Genomic DNA, 19,062 nt, shown 5'->3' on the forward strand with positions numbered 1-19,062 from the left:
CTCACCTTTTGCCCACAGGGACGATCGTTCGGCTGAAGCCCTGTGGAGCCTTTCGCCGAGAGGCGACCGCCATCCGCACCCACCTCTGACCGCCCCGACCGTGATTCCCCCGTCCGGTCGGGGCTTTCTCCTGTCCGGGCGCGCGCTGCCGGGTCGCCTTGACTTCGAGAGCACTCCAATTCGTAGCGTTCCCGGCATGAGCACTGCACAGCACAAGATCGGCTCCGGCTTCGGGGCGACCAGCACCGCCGACGACGTCCTCCACGGCATCGACCTGACCGGGAAGCTCGCGCTCGTGACCGGCGGCTACTCGGGCCTCGGCCTGGAGACCACCCGGGCCCTCACCAAGGCGGGCGCCCGGGTCGTCGTCCCCGCCCGCCGCCGGGCCGCCGCCGAGGAGGCTCTGACCGGCTTCACCGGAGTCGAGGTGGACGAACTGGACCTCGGCGACCTGGAGAGCGTGCGCGGCTTCGCCGAGCGGTTCCTCGACTCGGCACGCACGATCGACATCGTGATCGACAACGCCGGGATCATGGCCTGCCCGGAGACCCGGGTGGGACCCGGCTGGGAGGCCCAGTTCGCGACCAACCACCTCGGTCACTTCGCCCTGGTCAACCGTCTGTGGCCGGCGATCGAGCCCGGGGGCGCCCGCGTCGTCTCGGTGTCCTCGCGCGCCCACCACTTCTCCGGCATGCGCTGGGACGACGTCCACTGGCGGGACGGCTACGACAAGTGGGAGGCGTACGGGCAGGCGAAGACGGCGAACGTCCTGTTCGCCGTCCACCTCGACAAGCTCGGCGCCGACCACGGCGTACGGGCCTTCTCACTCCACCCGGGCGGCATCCTCACCCCCTTGCAGCGCCACCTCCCCAAGGAGGAGATGGTGGAGCGCGGCTGGATCGACGAGCAGGGCAACCCGCTCAACCCCGAGGGCTTCAAGTCCCCGGCGCAGGGCGCCGCCACCCAGGTGTGGGCCGCGACCTCGCCGCAGCTGGACGGCATGGGCGGTGTCTACCTGGAGGACTGCGACATCGCCGAGTCCGCGGCCGACGGCGACGCGCGCGGCGGTGTCAAGGACTGGGCGGTCGACCCGGAGCAGGCGGCGCGGCTGTGGACGCTGTCGGCGGAGCTGAGCGGTGTGAACGCGTTCGCCGCGTAGCTCGCGGGCCCGGAGCGTGCGAGCGCCACGGAGCGGGGTACTCGGACGCTCCCGTCCCCGCTCTTCGGGAGGAGCCGCAGGTGAGCAGCGCAGCGGCCCGCAGGATCGTGGTCACCGGCGCCACGGGCAACGTCGGTACGAGTGTGGTGCGGCTTCTCTCGGCGGACCCGGAGGTCGGCTCCGTAGTGGGGCTGGCCCGCAGGATTCCCGACTGGTCGCCCCCGAAGACGGAGTGGGTGGCCGTCGACCTGGCGTCCGAGGAGGCGGACCCGAGGGCCCTGTTCGAGGGTGCGGACGCCGTCATCCATCTGGCCTGGGCGTTCCAGCCCACGCACGATCCGGCGAGGACCTGGCGGACCAACGTGCTGGGCGGCATTCGGGTCTTCGAGGCGGCGGCCGCGGCCAGGGTGCCGGCGCTGGTGCACGCGTCGTCGGTCGGCGCGTACTCACCGGGTCCCAAGGACCACGCCGTGGACGAGTCGTGGCCGACGCACGGCTGGCCCGACGCCGCGTACTGCCGCGAGAAGGCCTATCTGGAACGCACGCTGGACTCCTTCGACCGCGCCCACCCCCGGATGCGGGTGGTGCGGATGCGGCCCGCCTTCCTGTTCAAACGGGAGTCGGCGAGCGAGCAGCGCCGGATCTTCGGGGGACGCTTCCTGCCGGGGCCGCTGGCCCGACCCGAGCTGCTGCCGTTCCTGCCCGACATTCCGGGACTGCGGGTACAGGCCCTGCACACGGACGACGCGGCGACGGCGTATCAGCTCGCGGTGAAGTCGGATGTGCGCGGCGCGTTCAACCTCGCGGCCGAGCCCGCGGTCGACGCGGCCCTGCTGGGCCAGATGCTCGGTGCCCGCCCGGTCCGCCTCCCGCGCCCGGCGGCCCGCTCGGCGATCGCCGCCGCATGGGGGCTGCACCTGCTGCCCGCTTCGCCGCATCTCTTCGACGCGGTCCTCAGGCTGCCGCTGATGGACTGCACACGGGCCCGTACGGAACTGGGCTGGCGGCCGGAACGTACGGCGACCGAGGTGCTGGAGGAGTTCCTGAAGGGCCTCCAGCACGGTGCGGGCGCGCCGACCGAGCCGATGCGGGGCCGTAAGGTCGGCTGAGCCGCGGGCTCGGTGCGGCGGACCTGCCTCAGCCGGACGGCTCCTCGGGTGCCGGATGCTCCGGATGGACCGCGCCCGACTGGGGCGCACCCTTCCGGCCCGTGCCCGCCTCGTCCGTGTCGGGTACGTCGTCCGCCTCGCCGGTGTCGTCCGCGGGCTCGACCGGCACCTCCCAGGGGTCCTCCCCCTCGTTCGCCTGCTGGTCCGGCAGATCGCGCGGTACCGGCTCGCCGGTGTGTTCCGGCGTCTCGTGACGGTCATCGGCCATGGTGCACCTCCTTCGCGTCGTCCAAGGTCAGGGCCCCGCGAGTACCGCCCCCGCGACCGGCGAAACCTCAGTGCGGGACGCGCGCCGCAGGGGCCGTGTGCCATGCGGGCCGCGGCTGCTCGGACGCCGGCTCGGCGCGTCGGCCGCCGCGCGCGAAGAAGTCGGCGAGCGGCAGGATCGCGGCACCCACGGTGACCGCGTCCGGGCCGAGCCGGCCAACGTCGATGGTGACCTTCTGGGCCGGATGCCGCAGGGCGTACGCGGCCGCGTGCCGGCGTACGGCGGGCAGGAAGCGGGTGCCGAGCCGGAGACCCGCCCAGCCACCGATCAGGATGCGCTCGGGCTGGAAGAGGTTGATCAGGTCGGACAGGCCCGCGCCCACGTACTCGGCCGTCTCCTCCAGGACGGCGACCGCCACCGGGTCGGCCGCGCCGCCCTCGGCCGGATACGCGCCGGCCAGCATCGCCGCCAGCGCCATCTCCTCGTCGGCGCCCTCCGGGACGCTCCCGCCCTCCTCCTGCCAGCGCGCGAGCAGCGACTCGGCGCCCGCGTACGCCTCAAGGCAGCCGAGGGCACCGCAGCGGCAGCGGCGCCCCCTGACCCGTACCGTCAGATGCCCCCACTCGACGGCCCGCCCGTGCTCCACCTCGGGGGTGACGAGGCAGGCGCCGACGCCGGAGCCGAAGAGCACGACGAGCGCGTTGCGGGCGCCGCGTCCGCCGCCGAACCACATCTCGGCTTGGCCGAGGGTCCTGGCGCCGTTGTCGATGAAGTAGGGGACGGTGTCCGGCAGCGGGGAGCCCGCACGCAGAAGCTGTTCCAGCGGTACGGCGTCCCAGCCGATGGTCTGTCCGTGTACGACGGCGCCGAGCCCCGGCGTGTGTTCGACGATGCCGGGGACGCCGATGCCGACGCCTAGGAGCCGGTCCGGTCCGATGCCGGCGCCCGAGAGCACCTCGGCGACACCGTCGCGCACATGGCCGACGATGCCGTCGACCTCGTACCGGGCTTGCGTCAACGGCCGTTCCGCGCGGGCGAGTTCGGTGAGGGTCAGGTCGAAGAGCCCGATCCGCACCCGGGTCTCCCCCACGTCGACGCCGATCATGTGACCGCTGCCGGGGGCGACCCGCAACAGGATGCGGGGGCGGCCGCCGTCGGAGTCGACGCTGCCGGCCTCCTCGACCAGGCCGTCGGCGATCAGCTCGGCGACGACGTTGCTGACGGAGCCGGAGCTGAGCCCCGTCGCCGGGCCGAGTTCGAAGCGGCTGAGGGGACCGTCGAAGTAGAGGCGCTGGAGTACGGCCGTACGGTTGCCCCGCCTGAGGTCCCGTACCGTGCGCCCGTTCCGCCCCGCCATGCGGCTCCCTCCCGACCAGCCCTGTTCCCCACCTGCTCGAACGCTCCCCATTGTGGACCACGAGCCGGTCTACGAGGTCAGGTCCTCGATCTCGGCCAGTGCCGCCACGAGCTCCGGGGCGACCGTGTCCTGGACCCAGCGGTGCTGTGCGGCGTCGACGGCCCGGGGAACCGTCTCCGTGAGCATGATCAGGTAGAGGTAGGAGCGGTAGAGGGCCAGGCGGAGGCGGGCCGCGGCGTCGAAGTCGGCCCGGCCCGCGGCCTCCCGGTATCCGGCCAGGAATGCCTCGTCGCGCTTGATGTCGCCCAGCAGCGCCAGGGAGACGAAGTCGGCCAGCGGGTCGCCCCAGAACATGCGCTCCCCGTCGATAAGGCCGCCGATCCGGGCCTGTCCCGACGCCCGGTCCACCAGGATGTTGCCCGGCCACAGGTCGAAGTGGACCAGGCACGGGACGGTGACCTCGTCGAGCGCGTCGTAGCCGGCCCGGAGGGTGTCCGCGACGGCGTCGGCGGGGCGGGGCAGCCCGGCCCGGTAGCGGCGGGCGTCGTCGAGGACGGCGTCGAGCATGCCGGTGAACGCGGTGCGCCAGTCGGCCACGAGCGGACCGAGGGCACCGGACGGATAGCCGAAGGCCGGTCCGGTCACCCGGTGCAGACGGGCCACCTGACGGCCCAACTCCGTGCGCAGAGTGGTCCGTTCGGCGTCGGTGAGCTCGCCGTTCCAGGGCTCGCCCGGACAGGCCGTCATCAGCAGCTGCTCCCCACCGGCCACCACACGCGGTGCGGGCACGTCCGCCTTGGCGGCGCCCCGGTAGAACTCCGCCTCGGACACCAGCAGCCGCCTCTCGTGGCTCAGTCCCGGGGCGGTGGACGGGGGCGGCACCTTCAGCACATAGCGGCGGCCGTCGGTGAGGAGGAGTTCCTCGACCGTGTTGTAGGTGCCGCCGGACAGCGGGCGGAGGCGGGCGAGGTGTTCCGGCGGTATACCCGCCCCGTCCAGGACCTGCCGGGCCCGTTCCCAGGAGTCCACCACCGTGCGCCCACCCCTCCCCGTCGATTCCCGTTCGCCTCAGCCGGCCGCGTACACGTCCTCGACGTAACGGCCGTCCGCGATCAGTGTGTCGAGCCACTGCCCGGCCGCCGTGTCGTCGGCGCCCGGCGTGCGTTCCCGGTACAGCGTACGGAACGCCTCCCGTACGCCCGGTGCCATGCGCGAACCGTCGCCGCACACGTACACCCGGGCGCCCGCGCCGAGCAGGTCCCAGACCTCGGCGGCCTCGGCGGCGATACGGTGCTGTACGAAGGTCACACCGTCCTGCGGGGCGGCGCTGAAGGCCGGGCGGAGCGAGACGGCACCGGCGGCCTCGGCGGCGCGCAGTTCCTCGGCGTGCAGGAAGTCGGCGTCCGGGGCGTCACAGCCGAAGTAGCAGAGGGCGGGGGCGAGTTCGGCGCCGGTCTCGAGGGCCGCCGTACGGTCGGCGATCGTGCCCCGGAACGGGGCGAGCCCGGTGCCCGCGGCCACCATGACGACCGGGGCGCCGGCGTCGATCCGGAAGGCCTCCCGGCACGGCTGGACGCGGGCGTACACCGTGTCGCCGGGTTCGAGGTCGGTGAGGTGGCCGGAACCGGTGCCCCGGTAGCGGCCCTTGCCCGAGCGGGCGGGGGCTTCCAGCAGGGAGATCATCAGGTCCGCGTGACCGGGGTCGACGGCCGGCGAGGAGGAGATGGAGTAGTGACGGGGGCGCAGCGGGGTGAGGATCTCCAGGAGCCGCGGCCAGTCGAGGGCGCCGCGCAGGGCCGGGTGGTCCTCGATCACCTCGACCAGGGTGCGCGGATCGCCGGTCAGGTTCGCCAGGGCCGTGCGCTCCGGCGGGCACGGGTTGGCGGCGGCGAGGGCGGCGAGCTGGGCGGCGCTCGGGCGCTCCTGCAACTCGACGTGGAGAGTGAGGAGTTGGCGTACGGTCAGCGGCCGGTCGAGCGCGAGGCCGTCCCGGCGGGGGCGGATGGCCCGGATGTCCAGGACGGTGTCGAGGTCGACGCCGAGCGCGGCGGCGGCGCGGTCGACCAGGGCGGGGGCGTTGGCGGGCAGGACGGTGAGGTGGTCGGCGGTGCGGTAGGTGACACCGTCCGGCAGGGCGACGCGGACGAAGCGCTTGCGGCGGGCGTAGCCGGGGGCGGTGAGGTCGTGCGCCTCGGTGACCTGCATGGGGACCACGCCGTGCCGTTCCGCGAGGGCGTCCAGGGGGCCGCCGGTCAGCGTGCGGACCTCGTACGCCGTCGTCGGCTCGTCGTCGGCGGTGGCGGCGGTGGCGTCCGGGTCGCCGTACCGATCGAGCAGCGCCGTACGAAGCCGGGCCGTGAAGTCCCGTACCGCGCCGGTCAGATCGCCTGAGGCGTCGGCGGCGGCGCGGTCGACGAGGCGGGTGGCGCCGAGGTCGGAGAGTCGCTCGTCGAATCGGGTGGGGACGTGCTGGTAGGTGGCGGCCCAGTTGCGGTCGCCCACGCCCAGGACGGCGTACGTGACGTCCGTGGCGTCGGCGGCCTCGTCCAGCCAGGCGGTGAAGGCGGTGGCGTCGTCGGTGGGGCGGCCGTTGTAGGAGGCGGCGGTGATCACGACCGGGCGGTCGGTGGGCAGGCCGCCGGCGTAGTCGTCGAGGGGCGCGACCCGCGTCTCGCAGCCGATCGCGGCGGCCTCGTCGGCGAGCTGGGCGGCGAAGTCGCGGCAGGTGCCGTAGTTGCTGCCGTGCAGGAACAGGGCGCTGGTGCCGGGCCGGACGCGGGCGGTCAGCACGGCAGTGTCGGACACGGCCCGCGTGGCCGCGGGAGCGGCGCCCGGCAGCGGGGTGTGCACGCGGTCGGCGCCGGTGCGGGGAGTCAGGGTGAGGGTGAAGCCCTCCGGCTTGAGGGTGAGGGTCTCCTTGACCGTGAGGCGGTAGTCGGCGTGGTCGTGCAGCCGGTAGCGGTGCACCAGCATCGCCAGCAGCATGGTCGCCTCGTGCAGCGCGAACTGCCGTCCGATGCAGGCCCGTTCACCGGTGCCGAACGGCTTGAAGGCGTGCACCGACCGGGCCTCCTCGGCCTCCGGCGTGAAGCGCGAGGGGTCGAACAGCTCGGGGTTGTCGCCCCAGACCGGCTGCCGGTGCAGCATCGGCGTGAGGACCAGGGCGGCCTGTCCGGCGCGCAGCGCAACGCGGCCGCCGAGCAGGGTGTCCTCGCGGGCCTGCCGGGAGAACACGGCGGCCGTGGGCCACAGCCGGAGCGCCTCGTTGAGGACCTGGCGGGTGTACGCCAGCTTCCCGACCTCGTCGTACGTCGGCTCGGGGTCGGCCTGGTCGCCCCACAGCTCGTCGACCTCGCGCCGCACCAGCTGGAGCGCGGTCGGGTGCTTGGCGAGGTAGTACATGGCGAAGGACATCGCGCCGGAGGTGGTCTCGTGGCCGGCGATCAGGAAGGTGATGACCTGGTTGCGGATGTTCGCGGTGTCGAGGGTGGTGCCGTCCGCCGGGTGCTCGGCGGTGAGCATCAGGCCGAGCAGGTCCTGGGCGGCGCTCTGGTCGGTGCCGGTGCGGGCGGCGATGACGTCGTCGACGACCTGGGCGAGATAGGCGGAGTCGTCACGGAAGGCCGCGTCCGCCGCCGAGTAGTCCTGGCCCGGCACACGGGCGAGCCGGGTCATGCTCCACTCCAGGCAGCGGACCATCGACTCGACGAAGGGGTGCGGCTCGGGCCGCCCGAAGGAGCCGAAGTCGTAGCCGAATCCGGCGAGCCCGATGGTGTCCAGGGTCATCCGGGTCATGTCGTCGGGGACGTTCACCGGCCGCCCGGCGCGGGCGTCGCGGTCCCACGAGTCGATGAGCCGGCGCGCCACCTTCAGCATCACCGGGTGGTAGGTGCGCATCGAGCCGAGCGCGAAGGCGGGCATGAGGATGTCGTGCGCCTTGGCCCAGTTGGGCTCGTCGTTGTACGCGGTGAACAGGCCGTCGGCGGCGAATTCCCGGACGTTCTCCAGCCCGGGCCCGATGTGCTTGGCGAACCGCTGCTCGTCGGCGAGCTCGGCCACGAGGTCAAGGTCGCCCACGAACAGGGTGTCCCGCCCGTACAGCCGCCGCACGAACACGGGCCCGTGCTCGCGCATCAGGTCCATGGCCTGCTGGATCGGGGTGCCGCCGGGTCCGGTGGCGGTGATGTCGGCGACGGGGACACCGGGGAGGGTGCCGGCGGTCCGGGGGTGCAGCGCGGTGGGGGGCATGGCGCGACAACTGCCTTTCGCGGTACGGAGGTCCTGCGATCAAGCGTGATCGACGGGTCCCGGCCGGCCGCTCCCCGGCACTACATGATTGTGTAGTGCCGGGACGGACCTCGCCCTTGCGCCGAGCGATCGGAGGTGCTCGTGGACTGGCTTCACCCGGAGGCCGTGGTGTGGCGCAACCGCGCCCTGATGGTCTTCGACCGCGTCTCGGTGCCGATCGCGGTCTGCGATGTGTACGGCGCCGTCCTGCTGGCCAATCCTGCGATGGCGGCGGAGTGCGGTACGACGCCGGGGCGGCTGCGCGGCCGGGACGTGCTGGAGCTGTTCCGGCCGCAGGAGGCGACCCAGGTGGAGCGGATCGCCGAGGCACTGCGGCTGCGGCACCGCTCGCGGTACCAGGTGTCGGTGCGCTGGACGACTCCCGACGGCGCGGAGCGGTTCGGCGAGCTGACCGCGGACCCGGTGAGCGACACCGTGGAGGAGACTCCGACGCTGCTGGTGATGCTCCGCGTCCTGGGCGACCGCGAGGCATCCGAGCGCAGGCCCGTGCAGGTGGCGCCGGTGGAGGCCCGCATCCTGGCACTCCTCGCCGGGGGCGCCACGACCGCGCGGGCCGCGCGGGAGACCGGGCTCACGGTGGACGGCGTGAACTACCACCTGCGGCGCCTGTCGGCACGGTGGGACGCGGCGAACCGTACGGAGTTGGTGGCCCGGGCCTATGCGCTGGGCGTGCTCGCCTCGGGGGTCTGGCCGCCGACGCCGGCCTCCTCGGACGAGCCGGAGTAGGCCGTGCCTGCGCCCTCCGGGGCGCCGAAGCGGGCGAGGGTGTGCCACACCATCTTGAGGTCCTGGAGCTCGTGGCGGCCCGTGCGGGCGGCGTCCCCGATGACGCGCGGGTCGATGCGGCCGCCCTCGGCGATCCGGGCGCCCAGACGTGCGTACTCCTCGCCCCGGTAGTCCGCGTGGCGGCGCAGTTCCGGCACGGTGAGCCGGTAGCCGGGGTGCCACTCGACGGGGCAGGGCAGCAGGCGGGCACCGGCCTCGACGGGCGTGCCGCGGTAGCAGGCGTCCAGGACCACGGCCTCGATGTCGCGGGCGAGGACGACTCCGCCGTGGACCTGCGCCTCGATGTAGTCGTTGAGGGCGTCCTGCTCGTCGGCCTCGGCGAGCGCGACGAGGTGGGTGCCCGCGGCCACTCCGAAGTCGGTCGGTTCGGCGGCGCTGTCGGGGTAGCAGAAGGTGGCGCGGGCGAGGGCCCCGGCGGTCAGCCGGAAGTGCGAGGAGCCGAACCGCGGGGCGGCGCCCACCACTTGGCGCCGGAAGTTCAGGGCGCCGTAGACGGGCCGCTCGTGCGCGGTCGCGTCGTCGTACACCCCGCCGAAGATCCGGCTCTCCCAGCGCCACCGGTCGCCGCCGGGGTGGGCGGTGAGCCCGCCGTTGCTGGTGCCGGTGACGAACTGCGAGTGGTACGTACCGTCTTCGGCCAGCGCGCGAAGGATCGGCAACCCTCGCACCAGCCGGTCCGGATGGAAGTTGAGGGTGATGCGTACGTCGGGGTCGAGAGCCGGCCCGGTGGAGGCTGCCGCGACGTGCCGTAGCGCGGACCGGGCCCGAGGTGACGCGACATCGCCGTAATTCACTGGCTCCCCCTCATCCAGCCTGTCTAGCCTAGCCGCGAACCTAGAGGCCCTAGGTTTGGTTTCCGCGTCCGCATCGACTCCCACCCAGGAGGCTCCCATGAGGCCACTCACCGACCAGGACATCCGCACCTCTTTTATCAACTGCTCGAAGGGTGAGGCCAAGCGCCTGCCGCTCCCCCGCGATCTCGCCGAACGCCCGTGGGACGACCTGGACTTCCTGGGCTGGCGGGATCCGGGGGCGCCCGATCGCAGCTATCTGGTGACCGAGCGGGAGGGGCGGCCGGTGGGCGTCACCTTCCGCTTCCCGTCCTCGCAGCGCGGCTTTCTGCACCGCAGCATGTGCTCCCTCTGCCTCACGACCCATCCGGGCGGCGGCGTCTCGCTGATGACCGCACGCAAGGCGGGCACCGCCGGCCGCGAGGGCAACTCGGTCGGCGTGTACATGTGCACCGACCTCGCGTGTTCCCTCTACCTCCGTGGCAAGAAGGTCCCTGAGTCCGGGGCCCGCTTCGAGGAGAGTCTGACGCTGGAGGAGCAGATCGCCCGCACCACGGGCAACCTGTCCGCCTTCCTCGACAAGCTGCACGCCTGACGGTCCCTACCGGTCCCGCAGCCGCGCCGCCCCCACCTGGTGGAGGTGGATCAGTACGTCGTAGCTGCGGGCGAGCGCGATGTCGTGCGGGCCGTCCGGGTAGGCGGTGCCGATACTGCGCGTCGGCCGGGCCCGGCGCAGCCAGTCGTGGGCCGGCGCGCCGACGGACCGCAGGTCGAGCACGTAGTCGCGGTGCCGTACCCGGTCGAGGGTCCGCTCGTTGCCGTCGGGGCCCGCGGGTCCGAGCGTCCAGCGGCGGATCACGTCGTCGTCCCGGCCGGGTGGGCGCCGGCCGCGTACGCCTCGACGGCGTCGTACGACTCGGGGCCGCTCCAGGCGATGTCGTCGCCCATGAAGCGGACGGGGTCGCCGGGGTGGCGGACGTTGTACGCGCGCATCCATTCGAGGAGCCGCAGATAGTCCGTGTTGTTCCACCACAGGTAGTCCCGCTGGAACTCCTCGCGCATGATGCGCCGGGGGTCGCCCTTGCCGTGGAGCACGTAGTCGTCGAGGCGCAGGCCGGTGCTCCAGGGGGCCTCCACGGCGAAGGTGCGGAAGCCCTTCTCCACGACGAGATGGCGCAAGACACGGTCCTTGAGCGCGAGGAACTCGTGCGAGCTGTGTGTGGCCTCGCCGAGGCCGACGACCCGGGCGTCGCCGATCATGCGGTCCAGCGGGCGCAGATCGCCGGTGTCGCCGCCCGGTTCGACGGTGCGCAGCGGGTGGGCGGCGCGGTCGAGCGCCTCGACGACCGGTCCGGCAGGTCCGGCCGGAGGTGCCGCCGTGGCCGGGATGCCGGTCGTCAGGGCGGCGAGGATGATGAACAGGGTCAGCACTGATCCGGTCCGTTGCCGATTCATGATCCAAGGCTTGCGCTTCCGGGCGGGCCGGGACCATCCGGCGGTCCTCCGTCCCCGGGTGCGGACAACCACGGGGTGACGGCGGGGGTTTTCCCCAGTCCCGGAGCCGGCCGGGTGCCCGGCCTCGCGTCGTCCGGCCTCGCGTCGCGCGGGTGTCGACGATCACCAGCCCGGCCCCTTGCCCTGGGACGGCCGCTGCGATCAATCTGGGGGTCCTTGCGGACCGTTACGTTCCGCAAGCAGGGTGTGGGAAGCATCGGTGGAAAGGGAACAGCCCGAGGATGCGAGAGGAACGTGAGGGGACGCTGTCCCTGGAGCGGCTCGGGAAGCTGCGCCGGGACCCCGTGGTGGTCCAGACGCTGCGCTCGGCGGCAGCGGCGACGATCGCCTACGTCATCGCGCTGCGCCTGAGCCCCGAGGCCGCGCCGCTGACCGCGCCCCTGACCGCGCTGCTGGTCGTCCAGGTCACGCTGTACGCCACGCTCACCAACGGAATCCGCCGGGTGAACTCCGTAGTGGCCGGCGTCCTCGTCGCCATCGCCTTCAGCCTCCTGGTCGGCCTGACCTGGTGGAGCCTCGCCCTGTTGATCGTGGCCTCACTGGGGGTCGGGCATCTCGTCCGGGTCAACGAGTACGTGCCCGAAGTGGCGATCAGCGCGATGCTGGTCCTCGGGGTCACGACCGTCGGGGACACCGCGTGGGCGCGGATTCTGGAGACGCTGATCGGCGCGGTGGTCGGGCTCGGCTTCAATCTGCTCCTCGCACCGCCGGTGTGGGTGGACGAGGCCGGTGAGTCGCTGGAGGGACTGGCCCGTCGGCTGCGGCAGTTGATGCTGCGCATCGGCGAGGAGGCAGCCGGCCGTACACCGTTCGAGCAGGCCGCGGCCCGGCTGCACGAGGCGCGCCGGCTCGACCACGACATCGTCGAGGTGGACGCGGCACTGCAGCAGGCCGAGGACAGCCTGCGGCTCAATCCGCGCGTGCGCGACAGTCTGCTGCACCGCGTGGTGCTGCGCACCGGGCTGGACACGCTGGAGATCTGCACGGTCGTTCTGAGGGTGCTCGCCCGCACCCTGACGGACCTCGCGAAGGAGCGTGAGCCGGAGCCGCTGTTCGCGAAGGAGACGGGCACGGTCCTGGAGCAGTTGCTGTCCGAGATCGCCGACGCGGTGGTCAGCTTCTCGGTGCTGGTCACCACGCATGTCAGCAGCAACGCCGACGCGGCGGAGTCCCGCCTCGCCGCGGAGTTGCGCACGGCGGCGGGCACCCGCGACAAGCTCGCCCTGCTGCTGCGCGAGGAGGCCGAGCGCGAGGAGGGGCACTGGCAGTTGCTCGGCGCCGTGCTCACGGAGGTCAACCGCATCCTCGACGAGATGGACACCGAGCACCGCTCGCGTCGGCTGCTGGAGGAACTGGACCGCGTCTCGCAGGAGCAGCGGGCCCGGATGCCGCGTCTGACCCGGCTGCGCGAGCGCATGGGCGTGCAGGAGCAGCTGTGGCGGAACCGTACGGGGTTCGGCGGACGTTCTTCGTGAGGGAGTGCCGGGACGGGGCCGGCGCCTGACAGGACGTGGGGGCGGGGCGGATGGCGGACACCACCGTGCGGATCGACGGAAACACGCTGCGGCTGCCGGGCGGAGTGGCGGTGCGGTTCATCCGTACGCTGCGGCTGCCCGAGACCGGCACGCATCCGCTGCCGCCGGGGCTCGGCGAGTTCCCGGTGCGGCGGGTGGCGGACTACGCGGACACCGTTCCGGAGGCATGGCGGGCGCGCGGCGGTGTGATGCTGCCGGTGTATCTGCGCGAGGCGATGTGGCTGAGCTTCGGGGGGACGACGGAACCGGCCGCCCTCCAGGTCGGCGTGGGCAAGGTGTGCGCCGTCTCGGGGAAGCCGTGGAGCGACCGGCTCACCCGCGAACCGCAGAACTACGTCGTACTCCCCCGCCAGCCCTGGCTGGACGGCATCAACTCAGGGAAGGGCACGGTCCGCCAGTTCGTGGCGGTCCCGCTCGGGCTGGGCGCGACCGTCGAGGGCCAGGTCACCGGCGAGGAGGTCTGGGGCGGCGTACAGCTTCAGTCGTTCGCGCTGAAGGAGCCCCAGCTGGCCAGATGGCGTGCGGAGGAGCGGCGTCGGGCGGAGGCGGCACGGGCGATGCCGCAGTACGGCGGCTATGGCGCCGCCATGCCCATGTCGGCACCGCCCGCCCCGGGTGCGGTCCCGGCGCCCGCCGCCGCTCCGGCGGGCCGCCCGGCCAGGGCCGCCGCGGCGATGGGTCTGGGCGTCGGTGGTTCGATGCGCCAGGAGGTCTACGAGGACGACCGTCCGCTGTCGGACTGGGCCGAGCGTCCCGCCGGCCGGGTCTTCGTCCATCTGGTGACGCCTCCGGAGTGGCGCCGCATCACCGGAGAGGCTCCCCCGCCGTCACCGGTGGACCGGGCCGCGTACACCCGGGCGGGGCTGCCCTGGTTCGACTACTACGACCAGGACGCCGAGGATCTCGCCCCCACGGACACCCTGGAGGCGGTGAAGCCGGTCGGTGACTGGCTCGGCGACGACCACGAGCCCTGGCAGGCGCCCGCGCCGGGCCAGGTGACGCCACTCAAGGACGCACAGGGCAAGCCGGTGCAGGACGGTGACTGGTAGGCGGAGCGAGACGCCCCTCCCGTTGCACTCTGCGCAACACCCGTTGCCCCACTTGCGCTCGGCGGGTGATCCACGCCAGGGTGGCTGTCGCGACCACGACGACCGACGACCTGAGGTGTGGACATGGGCAGTGGTGGGCTGAGCAGGCGCCGATTCACCGGAACCCTCGCGGGATCGGCCGTCGGCGTGACACTCCCGGCGACCACGGCGTGCGACGACGCGCCCGCCCCGGCGGACACGGCCGACAGGGCGGCCGAGGCGACCACCCCCGAGAGCCGTCCGAGCGCCCAGACCGAGGGCCGTGAGCCGTCCGGCCCGCACCCGCTCTACCTCGGCACCTACACCTCCGCCGAGGGCGGCGGCAAGGGCATCGGCTACGCCACGTACGACGCCATGACGGGCCGTATCACCGACGGCGGAGTCCTGGCGGAGACCGGCGACCCCTCGTTCCTCGCCCCGCACCCGAACGGCCGGACGCTGTACACCGTCAACGAGCGGGAGGACGGCGGCGTGACCGCCGTGCGGCTCGCCGACCGGAAGGTCCTGGGCACCAGGAGTTCGGGGGGTGCGGGCCCCTGCCACCTCTCCGTGCATCCGAGCGGGCGCTGGCTGCTGAGCGCCAACTACAACTCCGGCAGCGTGTCCGTCCACCCCATCGCCGCCTCGGGCGCCCTCCGCGAGCACACCGACGTGATCAGGCACTCCAGCCCGCCCCCCGGCCCCGATCCCGAGCGCCAGGACGGTCCGCACGCGCACCAGATCGTCACAAGCCCCGACGGCGGCCACGTACTCGCCGTCGACCTGGGCACGGACACCGTCTACACCTACCGCCTCGACCAGGCCAAGGGCACCCTCACCGAGGTGTCCCGGGCGCGCTCCCGCCCAGGCGCCGGGCCGCGCCACCTCACCTTCCACCCGGGAGGGCGGTACGCCTATCTGGCCAACGAGCTCGACAACACCGTCACGGTGTGCGCCTACGACCCGGCCACCGGGCGCGTCACGATCGGCGACCCGCAGCCGACCGGCACGGGCGACGTCACCAGCTATCCGTCGCAGATCCTGGTGACCGCGGACGGCCGGTTCGCCTACTTCGCCAACCGTGGGCACAACAGCCTGACGCGGTACGCCATCGAGGGGAAGGGCGCCCGGCTCCGGTTCCTCGACACGGTGCCGGTGCACGGCGACTGGCCGCGGCACACCGCGTTCTCGCCGGACGGGAGGCTGCTGTTCGTGGCGAACCAGCGCTCCAGCTCGGTCACCGTCTTCCATGTCGACCGCGGGAACGGTGAACTGCGGCTCGCGGGTGAGCCGTTCGCGTCACCCGTCGCCGTCTGTGCGCTGCCGCTGTAGGGCGCGCGGGCAGGAGGCGGCACTGGCCTGGGCGAGCAGGACGTGCATGCGCTCGGTGAGCTGGGCGACGTCGTCGGCGGGCCGGTGGAACGGCAGCCGTACGTCGCCGTCGGTGCGGGCGCGCTCGATGCGCAGCGTCAGTCCGTGCCGGTCGACGGCGAGGGGCTGGACGCGGACGGCGCCGTGCAGGCTGTCGGTGTCGACGAGGCGGGTGAGCCGCTCGACGGCGTCCGGGTGGCAGTCGGCGAGGTGGGTGAGCAGCCGGGCCTCGGCGGTGGCCAGCGGGTCGGGCACGGCGGCGGCGAACTCGTCGAGGTCGACGACCACGGCACCGGACGGCTGCCGCAGCACCACGCGGGTCGCCCGGAAAGCGAGTGCGCCGTCCTCCGGGGTGAACCAGCCGGACATCCAGAGCCGTGTGCGGATCCGCTTACGCACGGGCACGGGGGCGACGTCGGCGAACTCCAGGACGGCGGACGGCTCCCCGCGGGGCGCGCAGATCGCCGCCGTGACGAGCACGCTGTCCTCCGGCACGTCCAGCAGGACACGGCCGTCGTCGGTCACCGTGTGCGCGCCGACGAGTTCCTCCCGGCAGCTCTCCGCGGTCACCCCGCAGGACCACGCACCGGCGAGTACCGACCGGGCTCGTTCCGCCGCGGAAGGTGCCGCCGTCCAGGCTTGGCTGTCACCCATCCCGTACCTCCTTAGGTAAGCCTTGCCTAACCTACCGAAGATCGAGCCGCACGCCAACCAGCCACGCGTTCCTGTGTGATCTCTTTGCGGGGGCTCAGGGTGTGATGACACCCAGCAGGGCGCGGGCGCACAGGTCGCGCACCTGGTCCCGGGAGAGGTCCGAGCCGCGCAGCCACTCCAGGCAGACGGCCGTGGTGAACGCCAGCCAGCCCCGCACGGCGAGCCGGACGTCGGGCCGCCCCTCGAAGACCGGCCCGAACTCGGGGTCCGCCGCCATCGCCGCCAGAATCTGCTTCTCCTGCGCGGCCAGCGCCCGTTGGTAGACCTTGCGTACGGCGCGGTCGCCGGCCGCGTCGGCGCGGTGGAAGGCGCGATAGCCGTGGGCGTGGGCTTCGACGTACTCCAGATACGTGTCGAGGCCCGCGGCGAGCTGCTCGCGGACCGGGACGCCGGGCACGGCGGCCGTCATCCGCAGCATGCGCTCGCTCTCCCGCTCGACGACCGCCGCGAAGAAGTCACGCTTGGTCGGGAAGTAGTGGTAGAGCAGCCCGCGCGAGACGCCGGCGATCTCGGCGACCTGCTCGATCCACACCTCGTCGTACGGGCTCTCCGAGAACAGCCGCGCCCCGACGGTCAGGAGCTGTTCACGGCGCTCCTGGGTGCTGAGCCGGCGGCGTGTGCGCTCGCCCTGGTTGGCGGCCATACCCGCACTTTACTTGACGTCGATTCAGCAGCGGGATGAGACTGAACACGCTATTGAACCCATGTACAACACGCTCAACCTGCCGATGCAGCAAGGGAGATCGCGTCATGACGGAGACGACGACGGCAGCCGGACTGCCGAAGGGATTCCGCAGCGCCGAGCAGGGCTGGCCGGAGCTGCGACGCATACCCCGGCCCCCGTACCGGCTCCCCCTGCTCGGCGACGTGCTCGGAGCCAGCCGGACCAAGCCCCTGCAGGACTCGCTGCGCCATGCCCGCCGACTCGGACCGATCTTCCGGCGCAGGGTCTTCAACAAGGAGATGGTGTTCGTGTGGGGCGCCGCGCTGGCGGCCGACATGGCGGACGAGTCGCGGTTCGCCAAGCACGTGGGGCTCGGCGTCGCCAACCTGCGACCGGTCGTCGGGGACGGACTGTTCACGGCGTACAACCACGAGCCCAACTGGCAGCTGGCCCACGACGTCCTGGCGCCGGGGTTCAGCCGGGAGGCGATGGCGGGCTACCACCCGATGATGCTCGCCGTGGCGGACCGGCTCATGGACCGCTGGGACCGCGAAATGGCTGCGGGCCGGGCAGTGGACGTGCCCGAGGACATGACCAAACTGACCCTGGAGACCATCGCGCGCACGGGATTCGGGCATGACTTCGGCTCCTTCGAGCGGACCCGGCCGCACCCCTTCGTCACGGCGATGGTGGGCACCCTCACCTACGCGCAGCGGCTCAACACCGTGCCGTCGCCGTTCCTGCTACGACGTGCCGCGCGCCGCAACGACGGGGACGTCGCGTACCTCAACCGAACGGTCGACGACCTGGTCCGCGCCCGTACGGCCGGCGGCGGGGCGGGCGACGGCGACCTGCTGGACCGGATGCTGGAGACGGCCCATCCGGAGACGGGCGAGCGGCTGTCGCCCGAGAACGTCCGCCGCCAGGTGATCACCTTCCTGGTCGCCGGGCACGAGACGACGTCGGGGGCACTCTCCTTCGCCCTGCACTACCTCTCCCGGCACCCCGACGTCGCCGCCCGCGCCCGTGCCGAGGTCGACCGGGTCTGGGGCGGCACGGCGGTGCCGGGCTACGACCAGGTGGCCAAGCTGCGCTATGTCCGCCGGGTCCTGGACGAGTCGCAGCGGCTGTGGCCGACGGTGCCGGCCTTCACCCGGGAGGCCCGCGAGGACACCGTGCTCGGCGGGGTCCATCCGATGCGGCGGGGCGGCTGGGCGCTGGTGCTCACGGCGATGCTGCACCGTGATCCCGAGGTGTGGGGCGCGGACGCCGACCGGTTCGATCCGGACCGCTTCGAACCGCAGGCCGTACGGACGCGTCCGCCGCACACCTTCAAGCCGTTCGGGACCGGGGCGCGGGCGTGCATCGGCCGCCAGTTCGCGTTGCACGAGGCCACGCTGGTGCTGGGCCTGCTGCTGCGCCGGTACGAGTTCAGGGACGACCCGGGCTACCGGCTGCGGGTGACGGAGCGGCTGACGCTGATGCCGGAGGGGCTGCGGCTGCGCCTGGAGCGGCGGGCGGGCGGCGCCGCGCACGCGGCCCCCGTCTCGTCCGGGCACACCGAGAGCGCGCCGTCAGACCTTCGCTGTCCAGTGCACCGGGTGGCCGACTGAGCCGGGCAGCCGGGTGCCCGTGCTGCCCCGGGCCGCGTTCAGCTGGGGCTGGGTCACGAAGAACGCGCCCGTCAGATCGGCGTCCGTGAGGTCGGTGTCGCGCAGGTCGGCACCGATGAGGTCGGCCCCGCGCAGATCGGCGCCGGTCAGGTCGGCGGCGATGAGGTAGGCACCGCGCAGGTTCGCGCCGCGCAGGTCGGCGCCCTTGAGCCGGGCACCCATCAGATCCGCGCCCCGGCGGTTCTTCTTACGGCCGCCGAATCCGGCCCGGGCCAGCTCGCTGGCCTTGAGCAGCAGCACGTTGACGTCCTCGCGGTGCGCGGCCACGTCCAGCGCGGCGAGTTCCTCCGGGGTCTGCCGGGTCAGCTCCTCGGTCCTGTCCAGGATCCGGCGCAGATCGGCGTGGAGGGGGCGGGCGGCGGGCAGGGTGAGCGCCTCGGTGAGGTACCAGAGCAGTTCGTGGAGCTGGCGGACGACCGGGAAGACGTCGGACATCTGCCGGGCGTGCGCAGGGGAGCCCGTCCGCCAGTCCTGACCCGCGAAGGTGACCTGCGAGACCTTCTGGCCGGCGCCGAAGCAGTCGTAGACGGTGCAGCCGGTGAAGCCGGTCTGCCGGAGCCGGTCGTGGATGCCGCACCGGTGGTCGTCGCGGAGGTTGTGGCAGGGCTTCCCGGCCGCCTTGTCGACCGCGAAGTCGGCGGAGGCGGCGAAGGGCAGGGCCACACAGCACAGCCCGAAGCAGCTGGCGCAGTCGCCGCGCAGGTCGGTCCGGTCGAACATCTGATCTTGCATACCGTTCAGCATA

At 72.9% G+C, this 19,062-nt stretch carries 18 protein-coding genes; 8 read left to right on the forward strand and 10 right to left on the reverse strand.

The window, feature by feature from the left end; all coding sequences use genetic code 11:
• The first annotated feature begins 196 nt into the window (after positions 1 to 196).
• Entirely contained in the window at positions 197 to 1,159 is a 963-nt protein-coding gene (locus ADK36_RS20085; protein WP_048579037.1) for an SDR family NAD(P)-dependent oxidoreductase, read from the forward strand.
• Between the two features lie 80 nt (positions 1,160 to 1,239).
• Complete coding sequence (locus tag ADK36_RS20090; protein ID WP_048579038.1) at positions 1,240 to 2,268, forward strand: SDR family oxidoreductase; 1,029 nt, start codon at positions 1,240 to 1,242, stop codon at positions 2,266 to 2,268.
• Positions 2,269 to 2,296: 28 nt separating this feature from the next.
• Here the strand turns inward: ADK36_RS20090 and ADK36_RS20095 are convergent, their stop codons facing one another.
• The 4 genes from ADK36_RS20095 to ADK36_RS20110 form a co-directional block, all read right to left on the reverse strand.
• On the reverse strand, positions 2,297 to 2,536 hold the full coding sequence (locus ADK36_RS20095) for a hypothetical protein (RefSeq protein ID WP_048579039.1): 240 nt from the start codon (positions 2,534 to 2,536) through the stop codon (positions 2,297 to 2,299).
• A gap of 67 nt (positions 2,537 to 2,603) precedes the next feature.
• A complete protein-coding gene (locus ADK36_RS20100) occupies positions 2,604 to 3,893 on the reverse strand; it encodes an ROK family transcriptional regulator (RefSeq protein WP_048579040.1) in 1,290 nt (429 codons plus the stop codon).
• 69 nt (positions 3,894 to 3,962) lie between these two features.
• Positions 3,963 to 4,925: a phosphotransferase family protein gene (locus ADK36_RS20105; RefSeq protein WP_048579041.1), complete on the reverse strand. Its 963-nt coding sequence runs from the start codon at positions 4,923 to 4,925 to the stop codon at positions 3,963 to 3,965.
• Between the two features lie 36 nt (positions 4,926 to 4,961).
• Positions 4,962 to 8,141 (reverse strand): cytochrome P450, encoded by a 3,180-nt coding sequence (locus ADK36_RS20110; protein WP_048579042.1) that lies wholly within the window; start codon positions 8,139 to 8,141, stop codon positions 4,962 to 4,964.
• Positions 8,142 to 8,330: 189 nt separating this feature from the next.
• Between ADK36_RS20110 and ADK36_RS20115 the strand changes: the two genes are divergently transcribed.
• On the forward strand, positions 8,331 to 8,927 hold the full coding sequence (locus tag ADK36_RS20115; protein ID WP_048579237.1) for a PAS domain S-box protein: 597 nt from the start codon (positions 8,331 to 8,333) through the stop codon (positions 8,925 to 8,927).
• On the opposite strand, the gene ADK36_RS20120 is transcribed toward ADK36_RS20115, so the two are convergent.
• Positions 8,858 to 9,781: a DUF3626 domain-containing protein gene (locus ADK36_RS20120; protein ID WP_048579043.1), complete on the reverse strand. Its 924-nt coding sequence runs from the start codon at positions 9,779 to 9,781 to the stop codon at positions 8,858 to 8,860. The two genes, ADK36_RS20115 and ADK36_RS20120, sit on opposite strands and share 70 nt — an antisense overlap.
• 97 nt (positions 9,782 to 9,878) lie before the next feature.
• Between ADK36_RS20120 and ADK36_RS20125 the strand changes: the two genes are divergently transcribed.
• Positions 9,879 to 10,373: an FBP domain-containing protein gene (locus ADK36_RS20125; protein ID WP_048579044.1), complete on the forward strand. Its 495-nt coding sequence runs from the start codon at positions 9,879 to 9,881 to the stop codon at positions 10,371 to 10,373.
• A gap of 6 nt (positions 10,374 to 10,379) precedes the next feature.
• Here the strand turns inward: ADK36_RS20125 and ADK36_RS51465 are convergent, their stop codons facing one another.
• Complete coding sequence (locus ADK36_RS51465; protein WP_048579045.1) at positions 10,380 to 10,637, reverse strand: erythromycin esterase family protein; 258 nt, start codon at positions 10,635 to 10,637, stop codon at positions 10,380 to 10,382.
• Positions 10,634 to 11,233 (reverse strand): erythromycin esterase family protein, encoded by a 600-nt coding sequence (locus ADK36_RS20135; RefSeq protein WP_425315273.1) that lies wholly within the window; start codon positions 11,231 to 11,233, stop codon positions 10,634 to 10,636. The genes ADK36_RS51465 and ADK36_RS20135 overlap by 4 nt, the downstream gene beginning before the upstream one ends.
• 281 nt (positions 11,234 to 11,514) lie before the next feature.
• Here ADK36_RS20135 and ADK36_RS20140 point away from each other — a divergent pair, with 281 nt between their 5' ends.
• The 3 genes from ADK36_RS20140 (at position 11,515) to ADK36_RS20150 (ending at position 15,227) form a co-directional block, all read left to right on the forward strand.
• The gene (locus ADK36_RS20140; RefSeq protein WP_048579047.1) at positions 11,515 to 12,768 is read left to right on the forward strand and encodes an FUSC family protein; all 1,254 of its coding nucleotides are present in this window, start codon (positions 11,515 to 11,517) and stop codon (positions 12,766 to 12,768) included.
• 50 nt (positions 12,769 to 12,818) lie between these two features.
• Positions 12,819 to 13,877 carry a hypothetical protein gene (locus tag ADK36_RS20145; RefSeq protein WP_048579048.1) on the forward strand — a complete coding sequence of 353 codons (1,059 nt, stop codon included), beginning with the start codon at positions 12,819 to 12,821 and terminating at the stop codon, positions 13,875 to 13,877.
• A gap of 123 nt (positions 13,878 to 14,000) precedes the next feature.
• Entirely contained in the window at positions 14,001 to 15,227 is a 1,227-nt protein-coding gene (locus tag ADK36_RS20150) for a lactonase family protein (protein WP_048579049.1), read from the forward strand.
• On the opposite strand, the gene ADK36_RS20155 is transcribed toward ADK36_RS20150, so the two are convergent.
• Together ADK36_RS20155 and ADK36_RS20160 are read right to left on the reverse strand one after the other, a co-directional pair.
• The gene (locus ADK36_RS20155; RefSeq protein WP_048579050.1) at positions 15,195 to 15,920 is read right to left on the reverse strand and encodes a DUF2470 domain-containing protein; all 726 of its coding nucleotides are present in this window, start codon (positions 15,918 to 15,920) and stop codon (positions 15,195 to 15,197) included. The genes ADK36_RS20150 and ADK36_RS20155 overlap by 33 nt on opposite strands.
• Positions 15,921 to 16,014: 94 nt before the next feature.
• Complete coding sequence (locus tag ADK36_RS20160) at positions 16,015 to 16,623, reverse strand: TetR/AcrR family transcriptional regulator (RefSeq protein ID WP_048579051.1); 609 nt, start codon at positions 16,621 to 16,623, stop codon at positions 16,015 to 16,017.
• Positions 16,624 to 16,730: 107 nt separating this feature from the next.
• On the opposite strand from ADK36_RS20160, the gene ADK36_RS20165 reads away from it, so the two are divergent.
• The gene (locus tag ADK36_RS20165) at positions 16,731 to 18,257 is read left to right on the forward strand and encodes a cytochrome P450 (RefSeq protein WP_048579052.1); all 1,527 of its coding nucleotides are present in this window, start codon (positions 16,731 to 16,733) and stop codon (positions 18,255 to 18,257) included.
• Here ADK36_RS20165 and ADK36_RS20170 read toward each other — a convergent pair.
• The gene (locus ADK36_RS20170; RefSeq protein ID WP_048579238.1) at positions 18,219 to 19,049 is read right to left on the reverse strand and encodes a pentapeptide repeat-containing protein; all 831 of its coding nucleotides are present in this window, start codon (positions 19,047 to 19,049) and stop codon (positions 18,219 to 18,221) included. The genes ADK36_RS20165 and ADK36_RS20170 overlap by 39 nt on opposite strands.
• Positions 19,050 to 19,062 lie beyond the last annotated feature (13 nt).

The sequence above is a fragment of the Streptomyces viridochromogenes genome, from assembly GCF_001270495.1.
In the GTDB taxonomy this organism is placed as follows: Bacteria; Actinomycetota; Actinomycetes; order Streptomycetales; family Streptomycetaceae; genus Streptomyces; species Streptomyces viridochromogenes_A.

Coding starts and splice junctions, on each gene's coding strand:
- ADK36_RS20170 (WP_048579238.1), bottom strand. CDS start 19,049: ATGCAAGATCAGATGTTCGACCGGACCGACCTGCGCGGCGACTGCGCC.
- ADK36_RS20135 (WP_425315273.1), bottom strand. CDS start 11,233: ATGAATCGGCAACGGACCGGATCAGTGCTGACCCTGTTCATCATCCTC.
- ADK36_RS20160 (WP_048579051.1), bottom strand. CDS start 16,623: ATGGCCGCCAACCAGGGCGAGCGCACACGCCGCCGGCTCAGCACCCAG.
- ADK36_RS20145 (WP_048579048.1), top strand. CDS start 12,819: ATGGCGGACACCACCGTGCGGATCGACGGAAACACGCTGCGGCTGCCG.
- ADK36_RS20100 (WP_048579040.1), bottom strand. CDS start 3,893: ATGGCGGGGCGGAACGGGCGCACGGTACGGGACCTCAGGCGGGGCAAC.
- ADK36_RS20140 (WP_048579047.1), top strand. CDS start 11,515: ATGCGAGAGGAACGTGAGGGGACGCTGTCCCTGGAGCGGCTCGGGAAG.
- ADK36_RS20095 (WP_048579039.1), bottom strand. CDS start 2,536: ATGGCCGATGACCGTCACGAGACGCCGGAACACACCGGCGAGCCGGTA.
- ADK36_RS20115 (WP_048579237.1), top strand. CDS start 8,331: ATGGTCTTCGACCGCGTCTCGGTGCCGATCGCGGTCTGCGATGTGTAC.
- ADK36_RS20150 (WP_048579049.1), top strand. CDS start 14,001: ATGGGCAGTGGTGGGCTGAGCAGGCGCCGATTCACCGGAACCCTCGCG.
- ADK36_RS20110 (WP_048579042.1), bottom strand. CDS start 8,141: ATGCCCCCCACCGCGCTGCACCCCCGGACCGCCGGCACCCTCCCCGGT.
- ADK36_RS20155 (WP_048579050.1), bottom strand. CDS start 15,920: ATGGGTGACAGCCAAGCCTGGACGGCGGCACCTTCCGCGGCGGAACGA.
- ADK36_RS20125 (WP_048579044.1), top strand. CDS start 9,879: ATGAGGCCACTCACCGACCAGGACATCCGCACCTCTTTTATCAACTGC.
- ADK36_RS20165 (WP_048579052.1), top strand. CDS start 16,731: ATGACGGAGACGACGACGGCAGCCGGACTGCCGAAGGGATTCCGCAGC.
- ADK36_RS20085 (WP_048579037.1), top strand. CDS start 197: ATGAGCACTGCACAGCACAAGATCGGCTCCGGCTTCGGGGCGACCAGC.